The sequence below is a fragment of the [Bacteroides] pectinophilus genome (assembly GCA_025146925.1).
Taxonomy (GTDB): Bacteria; Bacillota; Clostridia; order Lachnospirales; family Lachnospiraceae; genus Bacteroides_F; species Bacteroides_F pectinophilus.
In genome coordinates this window covers 1268735-1284413 of the sequence record CP102260.1, presented here as the reverse complement: position 1 = coordinate 1284413, position 15679 = coordinate 1268735, and the positions used below count along the sequence as shown (strand labels likewise).

The 15679-nt window shown below is 42.4% G+C and carries 14 protein-coding genes and 1 tRNA gene; 6 read left to right on the top strand and 9 right to left on the bottom strand.

Translation table 11 applies throughout. From position 1 onward, the window contains the following. Window positions 1-29 precede the first annotated feature (29 nt). The 5 genes from NQ488_06000 to NQ488_05980 all read right to left on the bottom strand — a co-directional run bounded on the left by NQ488_06000 (window position 30) and on the right by NQ488_05980 (window position 4681). Window positions 30-743, bottom strand: a complete 714-nt coding sequence (locus NQ488_06000) for a pseudouridine synthase (protein ID UWN97114.1) — start codon at window positions 741-743, stop codon at window positions 30-32. Between the two features lie 3 nt (window positions 744-746). Then, window positions 747-1478, bottom strand: coding sequence for a hypothetical protein (locus NQ488_05995; protein UWN96847.1), 732 nt, complete (start codon window positions 1476-1478; stop codon window positions 747-749). Window positions 1479-1578: 100 nt separating this feature from the next. Then, a tRNA-Arg gene (locus NQ488_05990) sits at window positions 1579-1651 on the bottom strand. A gap of 91 nt (window positions 1652-1742) precedes the next feature. Next, the gene (locus tag NQ488_05985; protein ID UWN96846.1) at window positions 1743-2621 is read right to left on the bottom strand and encodes a DUF5688 family protein; all 879 of its coding nucleotides are present in this window, start codon (window positions 2619-2621) and stop codon (window positions 1743-1745) included. Window positions 2622-2869: 248 nt separating this feature from the next. Next, entirely contained in the window at window positions 2870-4681 is a 1812-nt protein-coding gene (locus NQ488_05980; protein ID UWN96845.1) for a bifunctional homocysteine S-methyltransferase/methylenetetrahydrofolate reductase, read from the bottom strand. A gap of 206 nt (window positions 4682-4887) precedes the next feature. Between NQ488_05980 and spoIVA the strand changes: the two genes are divergently transcribed. Further along, on the top strand, window positions 4888-6360 hold the full coding sequence (gene spoIVA / locus NQ488_05975) for a stage IV sporulation protein A (GenBank protein ID UWN96844.1): 1473 nt from the start codon (window positions 4888-4890) through the stop codon (window positions 6358-6360). Window positions 6361-6496: 136 nt separating this feature from the next. Here spoIVA and NQ488_05970 read toward each other — a convergent pair whose 3' ends face one another. After that, complete coding sequence (locus tag NQ488_05970) at window positions 6497-7564, bottom strand: alpha/beta hydrolase family protein (GenBank protein ID UWN96843.1); 1068 nt, start codon at window positions 7562-7564, stop codon at window positions 6497-6499. A 74-nt stretch (window positions 7565-7638) separates the two neighbouring features. Here NQ488_05970 and NQ488_05965 point away from each other — a divergent pair, with 74 nt between their 5' ends. From NQ488_05965 to NQ488_05950, 4 genes are all read left to right on the top strand, one after another. After that, on the top strand, window positions 7639-8121 hold the full coding sequence (locus NQ488_05965; protein UWN96842.1) for a DUF5721 family protein: 483 nt from the start codon (window positions 7639-7641) through the stop codon (window positions 8119-8121). A 133-nt stretch (window positions 8122-8254) separates the two neighbouring features. Further along, entirely contained in the window at window positions 8255-10252 is a 1998-nt protein-coding gene (htpG, locus tag NQ488_05960; GenBank protein UWN96841.1) for a molecular chaperone HtpG, read from the top strand. A 235-nt stretch (window positions 10253-10487) separates the two neighbouring features. Further along, window positions 10488-11087: a signal peptidase I gene (gene lepB, locus NQ488_05955; GenBank protein ID UWN97113.1), complete on the top strand. Its 600-nt coding sequence runs from the start codon at window positions 10488-10490 to the stop codon at window positions 11085-11087. 114 nt (window positions 11088-11201) lie between these two features. Continuing rightward, complete coding sequence (locus NQ488_05950; GenBank protein UWN96840.1) at window positions 11202-11510, top strand: DUF1540 domain-containing protein; 309 nt, start codon at window positions 11202-11204, stop codon at window positions 11508-11510. An 89-nt stretch (window positions 11511-11599) separates the two neighbouring features. Here the strand turns inward: NQ488_05950 and NQ488_05945 are convergent, their stop codons facing one another. Both NQ488_05945 and gpr read right to left on the bottom strand, forming a co-directional pair. After that, window positions 11600-12838, bottom strand: coding sequence for a stage II sporulation protein P (locus tag NQ488_05945; GenBank protein ID UWN96839.1), 1239 nt, complete (start codon window positions 12836-12838; stop codon window positions 11600-11602). 64 nt (window positions 12839-12902) lie between these two features. Next, the gene (gene gpr, locus NQ488_05940) at window positions 12903-13874 is read right to left on the bottom strand and encodes a GPR endopeptidase (GenBank protein UWN96838.1); all 972 of its coding nucleotides are present in this window, start codon (window positions 13872-13874) and stop codon (window positions 12903-12905) included. Between the two features lie 218 nt (window positions 13875-14092). Between gpr and rpsT the strand changes: the two genes are divergently transcribed. Continuing rightward, window positions 14093-14356 carry a 30S ribosomal protein S20 gene (gene rpsT / locus NQ488_05935; GenBank protein UWN96837.1) on the top strand — a complete coding sequence of 88 codons (264 nt, stop codon included), beginning with the start codon at window positions 14093-14095 and terminating at the stop codon, window positions 14354-14356. A gap of 105 nt (window positions 14357-14461) precedes the next feature. On the opposite strand, the gene NQ488_05930 is transcribed toward rpsT, so the two are convergent. Further along, window positions 14462-15676 (bottom strand): glycoside hydrolase family 5 protein, encoded by a 1215-nt coding sequence (locus tag NQ488_05930; GenBank protein ID UWN96836.1) that lies wholly within the window; start codon window positions 15674-15676, stop codon window positions 14462-14464. Window positions 15677-15679: the final 3 nt, after the last annotated feature.

Below are 15679 nucleotides of genomic sequence, written 5' to 3'. Positions count from 1 at the left end.
CTCCATTCAACTCATTCAAAATGATAAAATCAATTCCTGTTATCAAGCTGTCTTACAAGCTCGGCATACTCTTCATCCGTGACATCCCTGTAACAGCCCTGCTTAAGGTCTCCAAGCATAATATTCATTATTCTTATTCTCTTCAGTTTCATGACTTTGTATCCAAAATTCTCGCACATTCTGCGGATCTGTCTGTTAAGCCCCTGAGTAAGTACTATTCTGAAGCAGAACTTGGTCACCTTCTCAACGACACAGACCTTGGTTGTTCTGTCAAGCTCCTTAAGATACACGCCATCAGACATGCCCTTTACAAATTCATCCGTAACCGGCTTATTGACACGGACAATATATTCCTTCTCATGCCCATTGGTGGAACGCAGTATTCTGTCCATCATCGCACCGTCATTAGTCATAAGTATAAGACCTTCTGAGTCCTTATCAAGCCGTCCAACCGGGTATATTCTTTCGGGATATCCAATAAAATCAACTATATTATTACTGCCCTGCTTGTCCGTTGTTGTGCAGACAATTCCTGCCGGCTTGTTAAACGCAAGCAGAATATGCCTTGACCTGCCTGAAACTTCTTTACCGTCAACACAGACTTTCTGCCCGTCTGCAACCTTGCTTCCGCATACGGCAGCCACACCATCTATTGTAACTCTTCCGGCTTCAACAAGCCTGTCTGCTTCTCTTCTTGAACAGTATCCCGCTTCGCTCAGATATTTGTTAATTCTCTCTTCCATCATCTACTCCTGGGAAAAGCCTGCAACAAATGCAGCCAGCTCCTTATCCTCATCAAGCTTCCTGTCGTGTTCCTCTGCAACCTTTGCAACGATATCAGTAATCTGTGTACTCTTATACATCATCTCATTATATGAAGACACATCATCCCCCGGCTCCTTATTGGACACATACAGGTTACCGCTTGCATCCGTACATACATAGCAGTACATAGTTGCCGGTATTATCGTTGAATATCCATAATATCTGACATTATAAGTAACAAATACTATATAAGTATTATTAAGCATACCATTCATAGTATAGCAGTTGATATCAGTAACATCTTCCACATATCTGGCAAAAATGCTCTTATATGTACCATCAATATCTGCCGTGCTGTCCGTGTACTTGGCAAGCATCTCTTCATTGCCTTCCTTAAGCGCATCACAGTAGTTCTCTATCAGAATATTAACTGTCTCGCTGCCATTGCGTACAAACTGCTTTGATGAATCTGCCTTCAATGCTTCTGTCTTTGACGGATCTGTTCTTCCGTCAGTCTTGGAATTGTCAATTCTGTCAGACATATCATGTGATGCTGCCTCACTTCCTGTCTGCTTAAGAAGTGCAGTCTGAGAATACTGCTTTGACACAACAGCGCCTGACGTTGAAGAATATGGACTTACAGCAGGCAGGAGCGCTACAACAACTGCCGCTGCTGCTGCTATCAGCAAAATATACGCTGATATGTCTGCCATATGCAATTTTGCAAAAAAATCTCTGAAACGCTGCAATGCAAACTCCTTCCCATATTCTCTATTCCCTAACTTTTACAATCTATCCCCACAAATAACAAAATGTCCGTGATGCGAGTCGAACGCACGACACCCGGCTCCGGAGGCCGGTGCTCTATCCACTGAGCTACACGGACAAAAATGCAGTGCTGTCAGCCAAATCATCCTATATTATAATTCTTATGACAGCTATGCATTAAGTTATTATATCAAATGGCTGTTTTTAAGTCAATCCAATGTCAGCGTGAATATCCGATTCTTTCTTCTGTATATATATACATTATCCGCAAGTGTCTCTTCCTCATCAACAATCGTATTATTAACCTCTTTTACAAGCATATTCAATTCCGATACATCATATTCTTCCTTAAGCGGAACCAGAAGTACCTCATGCACGCTGCTTGGAATTACTATGACATCCGCGGCAAATCTTTCTGCAAATTCATCAATCACGCCATCATACAGCAGACTTGCTGCGCCATTAATTCCGCTGTCATTCGTGAGTATGTACATCATATCATCTTCCCTGCAGCTGTCTTTTGGTATGTCGACAACATCGTCTATCCTTGTAATTCTGTACGGAAGAAGATTAGGCGTATTCTTTCTTGCAAGACTGTATATCTCACTCTCACTCACTCCCCACAGCCCCAGATGCGAATTATGAATAAGTGCGGTTGCATTATAATTACTCTCACGCTCTATAAGACAGTAGAACACAACCGCAAGATTCATAAACCTCTTATGCGGTACATCCTGCAGTAGTTCCTTGTTTTTCTCGTAATTCACAAGTTTATATGCCACTCTCTTTTTTATCTCTTCAAAGTCATTGAATATTCCTGCCATGCTCTCAAGCTTTTCCCTGCCCGATTCGTATGTGTTCAGGACTTCACGTGTTATTGATACAATGCTGCGTCCCGCCTCAAACTGATTATAATACCCATTCAGGTATATTGTCGGTGAACCCGGACACCCCTTTCTTACAATTGTAAGTCCGTCAAGTTCACATCCGTTATTACGCATAATCTTAAGCATTCTGACTTCTCCGTCACAGTTGAGATTTGCTTCAACATTGCAGCGTATTTCTTCTACAAATTCATTATACTCCATTCATTAACCCTTTCATCAATTATTCATAACTTCCGTGCACTGAAGTCAATTGTTATTCTTCCCGGGAAATGTGGCTGAAATGCCAGTTAGTTAAAAGAACCTTCCGAAAAAGAAGGCATACAATAGCGACTGCCGTTGTATGCCCTACTATACGCTGTGTTATGCGTAATGTCAATCTGGAAAACTGCCATAAAATTTTATTCAAACTTTGTGACAGGTTAACAAAATTCCTACAAAGTGTAGCAAAATCATCTGTTGTTAATATTAATCTTATCCATAAGTGAAACTCTGTTGAACGGAAGCATAAAATAGAATCCGTCAACATAATCATACATCTGCCCAATAAGTTCATTGGCTATCTGTGCCCCGACAGCTTCACCTTCCTCCTTGGACATATCCGGTGAATATCTTGCCACAATCTCATCAGGAACATCAATTCCTATGAATTCATTCTTTATAAAGTTAGCATTGCGGTAACTTACAAGCGGCATTATTCCACAGAGAATCTTTGTATCCATCTTCTCTTTTATTATTGCAAGTCTCTCAATCCCTTCCTTTGAGAACACCGGCTGTGTCATAAAGTATGATGCTCCATTATCTATCTTCTTCTGCATACGCTCCATAATCCTGTCAATTCTGCCAAGCGTCACATTCAGCGCTCCACCATAATAGAGCGGTTCATCTGCAAAATGTTCCTGATTCATCTCCTTTACAAAATTCATAAGTCTTATCGAATTATAATCAAACACACCTGTTGTTGACACTCTTGATACACTCGGTACCGGATCTCCGGTCACAAGCAGAAGCTGCCTTATGCCGTTTATGTAGGCACCAAGCAGTGTAGAACGCATTGCAATCACATTCTTATCCCTGCAGCATACATGAGGCATTACCATCATTCCTGTCTCCTGTGTCACCTTAAGGCTCATAAGCACGGAGTCAACGCGGCTTCTTCCCATAGGGGAATCTGCAAATGTGAGAATATCCACTCCTATGCTCTTAAGGTACTGAGCCTGTTCTATAAGCCTGTCATACTTTGCATCATACGGAGGGTCAAGCTCAACAGCAACAACCTTGTGACCGCTTTTAAACAGCTGCATGAATTCATTCGGTCTTTTCTCATTCACTCTTATATCAGCAGCTTCCGCCGGATTATTGCCATTCACCGGTTCATTCCCGTCAGAAGTTTCTGTCCTTCCTGCAGGCACCGCATCACCGATACGTCTGCAAAGTTCTCTGATGTATGCCGGCTTTGTTCCACAGCATCCGCCAATGATATTCATTCCATATGCAGATATCTTCTGCATGTTATCGCAAAAGTACGATGCATTATTCATAAACACCATGCGGTTATTCATCTGTTCCGGATAACCTGCATTAGGAAGACATGACATGTATTTATCCTTTGCAAATGTAAGCTTCTGCATTATGTTATTCATATGCCCCGAGCCAATGCCGCAGTTAAACCCGCATGAATCAATGCAGTCCATCTGCCCTGCCTGCTGCATTATCCTTGCCGCACTTATTCCGCCTGCCGTAAAGCCATTCTTATTAAGGCAGAAATCCGCCATTATAAACATGTCAGATTTGCTTCTTACATACTCTGCCACCTCTTTTATATCATCAAAATCAGCAAAAGTCTCAAATCTGATTGCATCCACTTTCATATCCAGGAATATATCGCAGATCATCTTGTATTCTTCAACGGCACTTCCCTCTGATTCAGCATTTTCCTTGATTGGTCCTATATCTCCTGCCACATAAGCTCTGCCGTCTGCACATCTCTGGGCGATTCTGCACGCATCTTCAATGAGCTTTTTAAGTTCATCCCTGCCAATTCCAAGCATCTGGGTGTTCGCTGCAAATGTATTGGTTCTGATAAGCTTAGCACCCGCATCTATATATTCATTATGTATTCTCTCAATTATATCCGGTCTCTCAATGTTGGCAAACTCAGCAAATGCCTCTGGATTGTTGGTAATCTCCGAATAATACGTTCCCATTGCGCCGTCGGTTATAAGCCTGTGCCCTTTGAGATATTCTCTTAAACTCTCCATCATGTCCTCTCTTCTGCATATATTTCTTCTGAATATTATTCTGAATATATTTTACATACGGTTTATAATAACATGCATTTTTTTCATCAGCAAGGCATATTATTTCGATAGAAATACATGCACATATGAACAGCTCACATGAAGTATTCATTTAAACTGTTCATACGAACTGCCCATGCATGAAAATATATGTGGAAATGAGGTCAAACATGAACGAATTCAACCTATACAGTGACATCAGCGCACGAACCGGCGGTGAAATCTATCTTGGAATCGTAGGACCGGTACGAACAGGCAAATCTACTTTCATCAAACGATTCATGGATATCTGCGTTCTTCCGGCAATGACTGATGCAAATGCACGAACACGAGCTACCGATGAGCTTCCTCAAAGCGCTGCCGGTAAGACAATTATGACTACCGAACCAAAATTCATTCCTAATGAAGCTGCTGCCATCACCGTATCAGACAACATCAGTCTGAAAGTACGCCTTATCGACTGTGTCGGTTTCATGGTGGAAGGTGCATCAGGGCACATTGAGGACGGAAAGGAGCGTATGGTAAAGACTCCCTGGTTTCCTAATGAGATTCCTTTTACCAAAGCTGCTGAGATCGGGACTGACAAAGTAATACAGGAACACTCCACAATAGGCATTGTTGTCACCACTGACGGATCATTTGGAGAGCTTGCGCGTTCAAGCTATGTTCCTGCCGAAGAACGCACGATAAATGAGCTTCGCAGGATTGGCAAACCATTTGTTGTCCTTCTTAACAGTTCACATCCATATGATAATTCCACAGCCGCCCTTGCCAAAGAACTTTCTTCCAAATACAGCGTCACTGTTCTTCCTGTTAATTGTGACCAGCTGAAAGAAGATGATGTCACACGCATACTTGAGAATGTTCTTTATGAATTCCCGGTAACTGAGTTCAGGCTCTACGCACCTTCATGGCTCGAAATGCTTTCCGACAATCATCCTGTGAAGCTCTCCTGTATAGCTTCACTCAAAGACATGCTTGGACGCTATTCAAGGATAAAGGATTTTAAAGATTCACCGTATTCCATTTCAGATGATTATATTGAAAAACTCAGCATTAGCAATATAAATACTTCCGACGGAAGCATAAGACTTGATGCCGTAATGCGCCCTGATGTATATTTCAATACAGTAAGTGAACTTACAGGCACATCTATACATAATGAATATGAGCTGATCAGCACAATCAGCGATTTAAGCAGGCGGCGCCGTGAATTTGATAATGTAGGCTCTGCCATGGCTGATGTAGCAATCTCCGGTTTTGGTGTTGTTGCTCCTGTGCGTTCTGAGATTACACTTGAAGAGCCGGTTGTTATTAAAAATGGGAGTAAATACGGTGTCAAAATCAAAGCCTCTGCACCGGCAATCAACCTGCTTAAAACAAGCATTCAGGTTGAGATTGCTCCTATCGTTGGTTCAAAACAGCAGGCTGATGACCTTATAGATTATATAAAAGCCAATTCTGCCGGCAATCCCGACGGAATATGGGATACCAATATATTCGGCAAAACAGTTGAGCAGATTGTGGATGACGGAATTACCGAAAAGACCCGCAACATAACGGCCGAAAGTATGGGAAAGATAAGTGATACTCTTGAAAAGGTAATGAACGAGAATTCAGGTCTCGTCTGCCTTATCGTGTAAACTGCCCGGGAGTAATACCGTGCATGACTGATAAAATCTTACCAATATTATGCAAAACAGGGAGACTCTGCATATCATATTGCAGAAGCTCCCTGTTCTTATTGCTGGAGTTAGAATAATCGCCTTGTATTATAATTTACATTGATATGTACTCAGACAGATGCTCATTATGCCACATATGGCCTCCCGGAAAGACATCATGCCGTATGTTATCACCGGCATCAAACAGGCTGTATGCTTTTTTGATTATATCTACCTGCTTATTAACATTATCAATTCCTCCCGGCCCGTTAAGATGGTCATCCAGCCCCGACTGGATAATCAACCTGCGCGGAGCAATCATCGCCGCAATATCTCCCATATCTACGTGTTCCCAGAGGTGTGGAACATAATTGCAGCTGCAGTTGTTGTTAAGATAAAGGTGTGCATCCCTGAATCCATACATATATCCGCTTATGATTACCTTCTTCACACGTTCATCAAGTGCTCCAAGCCACATAGCCTGCATTCCGCCCCCTGAGAAGCCAACGCATGCTATATCATCCGTGTCCCACTCGCCTCGCTCCTCGATATAGTCTATGAGCCTGAATCCGTCCCATGTGTTCATGCCTGCAACTGTCATTCCAAGCGGTTCTGCCATATGTGCAAGGTTATAACATGTTCCCTCAAGAAAATATTCATCCCCCTGCTTTGCCATATCGCGTCTCTCGCCGAAACCACGGCAGTCAGGACATATGGCAACACACCCCTGCTTTGCCAGTGCAAGTCCGTAATCATAATTGAATCTGTCGATAGCTTCCTTTACCTGCGGGATATCTGCACAGCCGGCAACGCTGTACTTGCCACCGCCCTGATGTCCACACATTGCTATGTAACACTTGGCATTGCTGTTGCCTGCACATTCATCAGGTATAAGAATGTACATAGGCATCCAGACATCTTCTTCTGTCTGGATTATCACCTTCTCCCTTGTAATGCCTCCGTCAAGCCTCACCTTCTCTGCAACTATCGGCTTGATATTGCACATCTCCATCCTGTCGAGTCCGAGAAGCCTTATAAGCATCGCCTTAGTCTTCTCTTTCCATCCAAGGAACTCTTCTCTTGTGACAGCATTCATGCCGTCCTGCCTTGCGTACTTATCGTACTCCCTCTGCATGCGGGCAAGGCATGTGTAAAACCTGGTTATTCCATAATTCTCTGACATATGCCCTCCAAAACATTGTACGAATTACAAATTTACGTTATAATAATAACATATTAATTAGGAGAATGCATCATATGATTATATTATCTGTTAAGGAAATCAAATCTTTCATGTCACACCTTTTCATGAAAGAAACTCTTGATTCATGGCTTGTATCTGAAGTCACCATAACCACCCACAATACATTTCAGGTAGACGGCAGACTGCATAAGGATTTCTATGGTGAGACTATTCCCGACGAACTTGCATCCTGTGAATATTCCCCATGGTCTCTTCTGCGTCCTTTGTGCTTTGGCATCATAAAAGGCAGCCGCACACCTCTTTATATGAAGCTTGTTCTCCAGCTTAACAGTTCCATGGTTGAGAATATTCTTTCAGAAAGTGCTGCTCCTTTTGTACCTGAAGACATTAACGGACTATTCATAAATATACGTTACGAAGATGGCAGTCTGAGCATAACAACAGGTTCATCATTAAGGACATTTAGCATGGATAAGACTCTTGACGAAGCATTTGAGAATTATGTACGCAGGCTGTTTTTCCAATTCTGTGAATAATATCTTTGCAAGTTTATATAAAGTTTATTCTTTTGTTAGCACTCTTTTATAATGAGTGCTGATTTTTTCTTGACATTCACTTATAAGGGGATTATTATAATCACATCATAATTTTTAAGGAGTGTGTTTTACAATGGCTAACGAACATGGAAGTCTTTCTATTAACAGTCAGAATATATTCCCAATAATCAAAAAGTGGCTTTATTCTGACCATGATATTTTTTACAGAGAATTAATTTCTAACGGCTGTGATGCAATCACCAAGCTTAAGAAGCTTGCTATGATTGGTGAGTACAATGAGCCTGATGATGCTGATTACAAGGTAGTAGTTAAGGTTAACTCAACAGACAAGACAATCAAGATTATAGATAACGGTCTTGGCATGACTGCCGATGAAGTTAATCAGTACATCAACCAGATAGCATTCTCAGGTGCCGAAGCATTTCTTGAGAAGTACAAGGACAAGGCTAACGATGACCAGATAATCGGACATTTTGGTCTCGGTTTCTACTCAGCATTCATGGTTGCTGACAAGGTTACGATTGATACTCTCTCATATACAGACGGTGCTAAGCCTGTTCACTGGGAATGTGACGGCGGTACTGAGTATGACATGAAGGAAGGCAGCAAGACTACTGTCGGTTCCGAGATGACTCTTTATCTTAATGAAGATTCTTATGAATTTGCCAATGAGTATCGTGCGCGTGAAGTAATTGAGAAGTACTGCTCATTCATGCCGATACCTATTTTCCTTGAGAAAGAAGACGGCGAGCCTCAGTACGAGACAATTGACGAGGATGATGTTAAGGATACAGATACTGTTATCGAGCACATTGTTGAAGAAGCCAAGACAGAGGAAGTTGAGAAGGATGACGGAACTACAGAGACTGTAGAGACTGTTCCTGCCAGGAAGAAAGCTAAGATTCTTAAGAGACCTGTTGCCCTTAACGATACTACCCCACTCTGGAATAAGCATCCTAATGAATGCACAGAGGAAGAATATAAGGAATTCTACAGAAAGGTATTCCATGATTACAAGGAGCCTCTGTTCTGGATTCACCTTAACATGGATTATCCATTCAACCTTAAGGGTATCCTTTACTTCCCTAAGCTCAATACAGAATATGAGACAATTGAGGGAACTGTAAAGCTTTATAACAATCAGGTATTCGTTGCCGATAACATCAAGGAAGTTATCCCTGAATTCCTTCTGCTTCTTAAGGGCGTAATTGACTGCCCTGACCTGCCTCTTAATGTATCAAGGAGTGCTCTTCAGAATGATGGTTTTGTCAAGAAGATTTCTGATTACATTACCAAGAAGGTAAGTGACAAGCTCTCAGGAATGTATAAGACAGATAAGGAAAACTACGAGAAGTACTGGGATGACATTAATCCGTTTATCAAGTTCGGCTGTTTAAGAGATGAGAAGTTCGCCGAGAAGATGAATGACTATATCATATTCAAGAATATTGACGGCAAATATCTTACACTTAAGGAATGCCTTGAGGAGAATAAAGAAAAGCACGAGAATACTATTTTCTATGCAAGCAATGAGACTGAGCAGAGCCAGTATATCAACATGTTCCGCGAGGAAGGAATAGATGTTGTAATACTTAACCAGTCAATTGACCAGGCATTCATTACTACTCTTGAGAACAAGAACGAAGGTCTTAAGTTCGCCCGTGTCGATGCTGATATTGCTGACAGCTTCAAGGAAGAAACTACCGAAGATGAACTCAAGGAAGAGACTGACACTCTTACAGGCATATTCCGCAAGGCTCTCGGTGATGACAAGCTTGAAGTTAAGGTTGAGAAGCTCAAAGATGCCAATATCTCTTCTGTTGTCACACTTTCAGAGGAAAGCCGCCGTATGCAGGATATGATGAGAATGTATAACATGGGCGGTGGCAATAATATGGCTATGTTCGGTACGATGGGTCAGACTCTTATCCTTAACGCCAATAATACACTTGTTAAGTACATCTTCGAGCATAAGGAATCCGACAATGTTGATATGTTCTGTGAGCAACTCTATGACCTTGCAATGTTAAGTCACGGTCCGCTGGCTCCTGAGCAGATGACTAAGTTTGTGACAAGAAGCAACGAGATTCTGTCTATGCTTGCCAAATAATTTCTTGTCATTTGCATAATAATAATTTATACTGAATAGGTTGGAGTTAGTAATACTCCAACCTATTTATTTTTGATTTTGAAATGAGGAATTGATAATGGCAACACCTTCTAATAAATATCCGGCAGACACCGAAGCCATGCATAATACAATAAGCAGAAGAACGCATGCAGCATCGAATGAAGCAGCGCATGAGCCAAAACGTGAGCTTAAGCATGGACGCGTGAGTGAACGTATGCGCTCCAGTGAGCTTGACCCTGATCCTTCTGCTTATGCATCAGGTGATACCGGCAAATCCGGCGGTCACTTCTGGAGCGAAGTCTTAAGCTATATTAAGATTCTTGTTCTTGCTGCTGTCATTGCATTTCTGTGCAACACATTTATTATTGTCAACGCTGAAGTTCCTACCGGCTCGATGCGTGATACAATAATGGAGCAAGACAGACTTATCGGCTTCCGTCTGTCTTATAAGTTCTCTGCCCCACAGCGTGGCGATATAATCATATTCAAATTTCCTGACGATGAGACAGAGACTTATGTTAAGCGAATAATCGGACTTCCGGGTGACATGATTGAGATTATGCCTGATGGTGACGGCGTTGTTCATGTATATGTGAATGGCCAGATTCTTGATGAACCATATATAAGGGAGCCTATGGCTGCCGTATCTGATTACCAGCGCTATATCGTTCCCGAAGGCCATTACTTTGCCATGGGCGATAACCGTAACAGTTCACTTGACTCCCGCTACTGGGATAATAAGTATATCGCAAGGGATAAGATTCTTGCCAAGGCTGTTTTTAAGTACTATAAGGAATTTAAGATTCTGAAGTGAATATTTTAACCTTACTCCGCAGATACTATACTTGTATCAACTGATAATATTTATCATATGATGCATGTTTACGACTGCGCAAAAACGCGTATAAGACTGACGGAGGTAAGAATTATGACATCATTGGGATGTAACGTAACAAACTGCGGATACAACGAAGACCGTTGCTGCTGCCGTACTGAGATTGAGGTTATGGGAACGAAGGCTGAGGAAAAGGACTGCACATGCTGCGGAAGCTTTGACAGCGGATGTGACTGCAGGAACTCAGTAAGCGGTCCAAAGGAGTCACTTTATGTACATTGTGAGGCATCTAACTGCATTTACAATGAAGATTTTGTATGCTCCGCTGACAGAATCGACATTCAGGGTGCTTCTGCCAATAATGCGGGACAGACAATATGTGCAAGCTTCACATGCAAGTAGTAAATGTATGGGCATAAGCCCGAAAGGCTGCCACCGGCAATGTGGCAGCTTTTTATTTTTCCGGAATTACAGATAATAAACTGCCGATTCTACCAGCATTTCTCGCCGCAAAGTGTCTTGTCAAGTATGTCTGCAAGCGGCTCCATTGCATTCTTCACTTCCTCTACGGTGTTGGTCTGTGCTCCTGCTTCTATCAGCATCGATTTGCCGCGCATATGAAGGCAATAACGGTATGCATTCACATATATTCTGCGCAGATACCCCGGATAATATGCATTGCCCATAAGCTGCATCTGAAGGCTTAGTGCAAGGTTGTCATCCCTGTATGGATTGGGAAGATATGATATGTCACCGTTAACTCGGCTGTAACTGAGACCGTTAAAGAACATTATCTTCGCTGTCTTTTTCCCATTTACCTCTGTCACAAGCCTCGTGGTGTCAGGCACACCATCACGATGCAGATCTATAACAACCTCTATTGACGGATTCTTTTCAAGAATCGAAGCCACAGACTGTTCAGCATATGTGTATGCCTTACTGCGGTCGAGCTTACCGTTAACCAGGTCGTATACGCTCTTGTCATGAATCACGTTATAGCCGTATTTTTCACTGAGCAGGCGTGTAAGATAATCCCCCACCCCGACTATTGTGTCCGCTTCATCTCCTTCTGCCGAATCAGCAAATGCTTCCTGCGAATGTGTGTGGAATATAAGTATCTGCGGCTTGGACGAATCCTGCGACATCTTCATGTCTTTCTGTAAGAATTCGGCCGGGCGCAGTTTGTCACTTCCCAGTTCTGTTATTCCCGTGACTGTATAAAAATTACTTAATACATAATTATAATTGCTAAGACTTGTCTTCGGATAAAGTGTTCCGGTTATTACATTGGCGGAGGCTGCTGCAGCTATATCTGACACCGATGTTTTCTCAGGCACAGCTGCTGCCTCGACGGAGGCTGCTGTTGTCATATCAGCTGCTGATTCCGAAGATTCCTGCGTTGCCAAAGATTGTGAAAAATCCGTGTTCCGGCTTTCGGTTTCCTGCTCTGTAAGCTGTCCGGACAACTCACTTTTCTTTATATACCGGTCTCTTGCATATCCGTTAATTGGATTTATATTATCCGCAATCTTTGATGCCGCACCGGTATCTTCCGAATCCATGCTGCTCACATATCCATACAGAGGCATGACTTCCATCCCCATTACCCTCACACTGTAACCGGCAAACACCGTTCCTGAGTCTGATATTACGCCATTACATACTGCATATATAATTACCAGTGTAATCACAATAAACACCCAAAACCTGTATCTGCCATACTTTTTCATGTCATGCCCTATCCCGCCTGAATGCATTATATTTAATAATATGATTCCATGACAGAATGTATGACTATACAGTGGTCATTATATCCGGCAGGCGATCCAGCGCCCTTGCAACTATATATGCCGTGCGCTGGACTGCTGCATCAACATCTCTCGGTGTCACATACATTGTACTCATAGAAGGTGCAATCAGTTCAAGCATCAGTGCGCGTCTTTCCTTCTCTGTCATTGAATCCATGACATCATTCATCGTGCCCATTATGTCTGACCCTGAAAATGCCTTTGTAAAATTAACAATTGCGTCATGCACTATAGTAGCCGCCTCTATCACTGTCGGTATTCCAACCGCTATCACAGGTACGCCTACGCTTTCTCTGGTAAGTCCCATTCTGTGGTTACCTACTCCCGACCCCGGATTAATCCCCCTGTCCGATAGCTGTACTGTAGTGTTAAGCCTTGCACTGCTTCTTGCTGCAAGTGCATCTATGGCAATAACCACATCTGGTCTTGACGAAGCAACAATGCCGCGGACTATCACTGCCGTCTCCATGCCTGTCTGTGCCATAACACCGGGAGCGATTGCAGTCATTCTTATATGTGCGTCTCCTGCCGGCTCATCATCTCCATAATCAAGCACTGACACATATTCAGTTACAAGCGGTCCGAGGCTGTCCGGAGTTACCTCTTTATTGCCGAGACCTACAACAAGTATCTTAATTCTGTCATGCGGAGCTGCCGACGTATTTACCGACGATTTTATCAGTCCTGACATTATACCTGCAAGCCTGTCAGCCATGTAATTCTGCTGATCTGAATCAGCTGTTGCAAGCTCCATATTTTCGGCGGTAACATATCTTCCCATCTTTCTTCCGAGTGCTTTTTCACCATTGCTGTCAGTAATATCTATGCATGTAATCTTAAGCCCTGAAAGTTCATCATAATTCTCATGTACAATAATCCCACTTTGCTTACCTTCATCCTTAATCTGCTCATTTGCTTCAAGCGCAAGATCCGTTCTGCTTTTATACTCCTCCAACATGGCAGTCTCCTTTATTTCACATTTCAATAAACATAATTCCTGTATATACTGATTCAGAATATATTTAGTATTATTTGCACTTTATTTTAATTTTATTATTGACATATACGCAGCATTATAATAAAATATCATAGTATGTTTGACATTAGAACGTCCGTGTCCGGGTTTAATGTATAACACATCATTTCGATAATTAATAGGTTTGGAGGTGTACAACATTGGCTAACATCAAATCTGCAAAGAAGAGAGTCCTCACTACTGAGGTAAGAACAGCTCGTAACAAGGCTATTAAGTCTAAGGTTAAGACTTATGTAAAGAACGTAGAGAGCGCTATCGCTGCTGGTGATAAGGCTGCTGCTCAGGCTGCTTTAACAGAGGCTATCGGCGTTATTTCCAAGGCTGCTTCTAAGGGTATCTACCACAAGAATACAGCAGCCAGAAAAGTTTCTCGTTTAACTAAGGCTGTTAACGCAATGGCTTAATTAATCGCTTGATTAATCTATAAGAAATACCTCAATGCTCACACCCACTCGCATTGAGGTATTTTTATTTTGTATTATTTTTTGTATGATTGCGTTGGCAGGCTGTCAGTGTCCGCCTCTGACAGCCTCACGATACCATCTGCCCGCATCAGACAGTTCATCTGCCGTCCATCCGCTCTTCTTACTGCAATCCGGACGTATCAGCGCCGATGTCTCATTTTTATTGCACAGGCTCCATGCAACAAAGCTTACATTGTTATCATTCATAAGTCGCAGCCATGTATTGGCAGAATCATAATCTATTCCGCCATTACCACTTGCATCGCATATGCTTGATTCACTTACAAATACAGGTATTCCGTTATCAATTGCCTTCTTAAGCTTATCTCTTATGTAATCCTTATGTGTTGCCGCATAAAAATGTAATGCATACATTACATTATCATCATCAATTCTGTTACCTATGACATCATCGACATCCTGCGACCATGTATTGGTTCCTACAATTATTACCGCATTCTTATCATTGGCTCTTATCGCACCGATAACAGCCTGCGCATAAGGCTTTATGTCATTATTCCAATTCACATAATGCGGTTCATTACATATCTCATATATTACATTAGTGTATCCTGAATATCTTGCCGACATCTCACTGAAGAATTCAATGGCATCTGCCTTGTGACTGTTAGGATTGTTGTCGCTTAATATATGCCAGTCGATTATTACATACATTCCAAGCTCCGTTGCATACTCAACTCCGTCTGCTACCGTCTGCTTAAGCTTCGTCCTGTCACCGCCGCTGCAATATCCGCCGTATTCTTCCGTATAAAGTGCAAGTCTTACAACATTGGCATTCCAGTCATCTCTCAGTGTCCTGAATGCCTCTTTGTTAACGTATTCCGGGAACCATGCAAGTCCATGCGTACTTACACCGCGAAGCTGCACTGTATTGCCTGACTCATCCGAAAGAACCGTTCCGGATACATGAAGCCTGCCTGACGCGTTCTTCGAGCCGTTCTGCTGTTGCTTAAGTATCTGCTGTGTTGACTGTGCAGACTCACTTGCTAATGTGCCCTGCGTCTCCGCCTTATTATCCGGCACCGTTGCATGGCGGTCTCCTGCATTCTGAGTTCTCCATGCCGCGTACACTTCTGCATCTGTACATTCGACTGCATCCCCGGTTCCACGGGTCATCGTCCCCATCGTACCTTTATCTGTTTTCCTGCCATTAATATTCCTTATAAATAACATTGCTCCGACCGCAAGTGCTATTCCGATAACAATTCCCGCAATCAGACATATAATCCCTTTTTTCATAAT

Coding starts and splice junctions, on each gene's coding strand:
- NQ488_06000 (UWN97114.1), bottom strand. CDS start 743: ATGGAAGAGAGAATTAACAAATATCTGAGCGAAGCGGGATACTGTTCA.
- NQ488_05970 (UWN96843.1), bottom strand. CDS start 7,564: ATGTCAGAGAATTATGGAATAACCAGGTTTTACACATGCCTTGCCCGC.
- lepB (UWN97113.1), top strand. CDS start 10,488: ATGCGCTCCAGTGAGCTTGACCCTGATCCTTCTGCTTATGCATCAGGT.
- spoIVA (UWN96844.1), top strand. CDS start 4,888: ATGAACGAATTCAACCTATACAGTGACATCAGCGCACGAACCGGCGGT.
- NQ488_05930 (UWN96836.1), bottom strand. CDS start 15,676: ATGAAAAAAGGGATTATATGTCTGATTGCGGGAATTGTTATCGGAATA.
- NQ488_05995 (UWN96847.1), bottom strand. CDS start 1,478: ATGGCAGACATATCAGCGTATATTTTGCTGATAGCAGCAGCAGCGGCA.
- NQ488_05945 (UWN96839.1), bottom strand. CDS start 12,838: ATGAAAAAGTATGGCAGATACAGGTTTTGGGTGTTTATTGTGATTACA.
- NQ488_05985 (UWN96846.1), bottom strand. CDS start 2,621: ATGGAGTATAATGAATTTGTAGAAGAAATACGCTGCAATGTTGAAGCA.
- NQ488_05980 (UWN96845.1), bottom strand. CDS start 4,681: ATGATGGAGAGTTTAAGAGAATATCTCAAAGGGCACAGGCTTATAACC.
- NQ488_05965 (UWN96842.1), top strand. CDS start 7,639: ATGATTATATTATCTGTTAAGGAAATCAAATCTTTCATGTCACACCTT.
- NQ488_05950 (UWN96840.1), top strand. CDS start 11,202: ATGACATCATTGGGATGTAACGTAACAAACTGCGGATACAACGAAGAC.
- htpG (UWN96841.1), top strand. CDS start 8,255: ATGGCTAACGAACATGGAAGTCTTTCTATTAACAGTCAGAATATATTC.
- gpr (UWN96838.1), bottom strand. CDS start 13,874: ATGTTGGAGGAGTATAAAAGCAGAACGGATCTTGCGCTTGAAGCAAAT.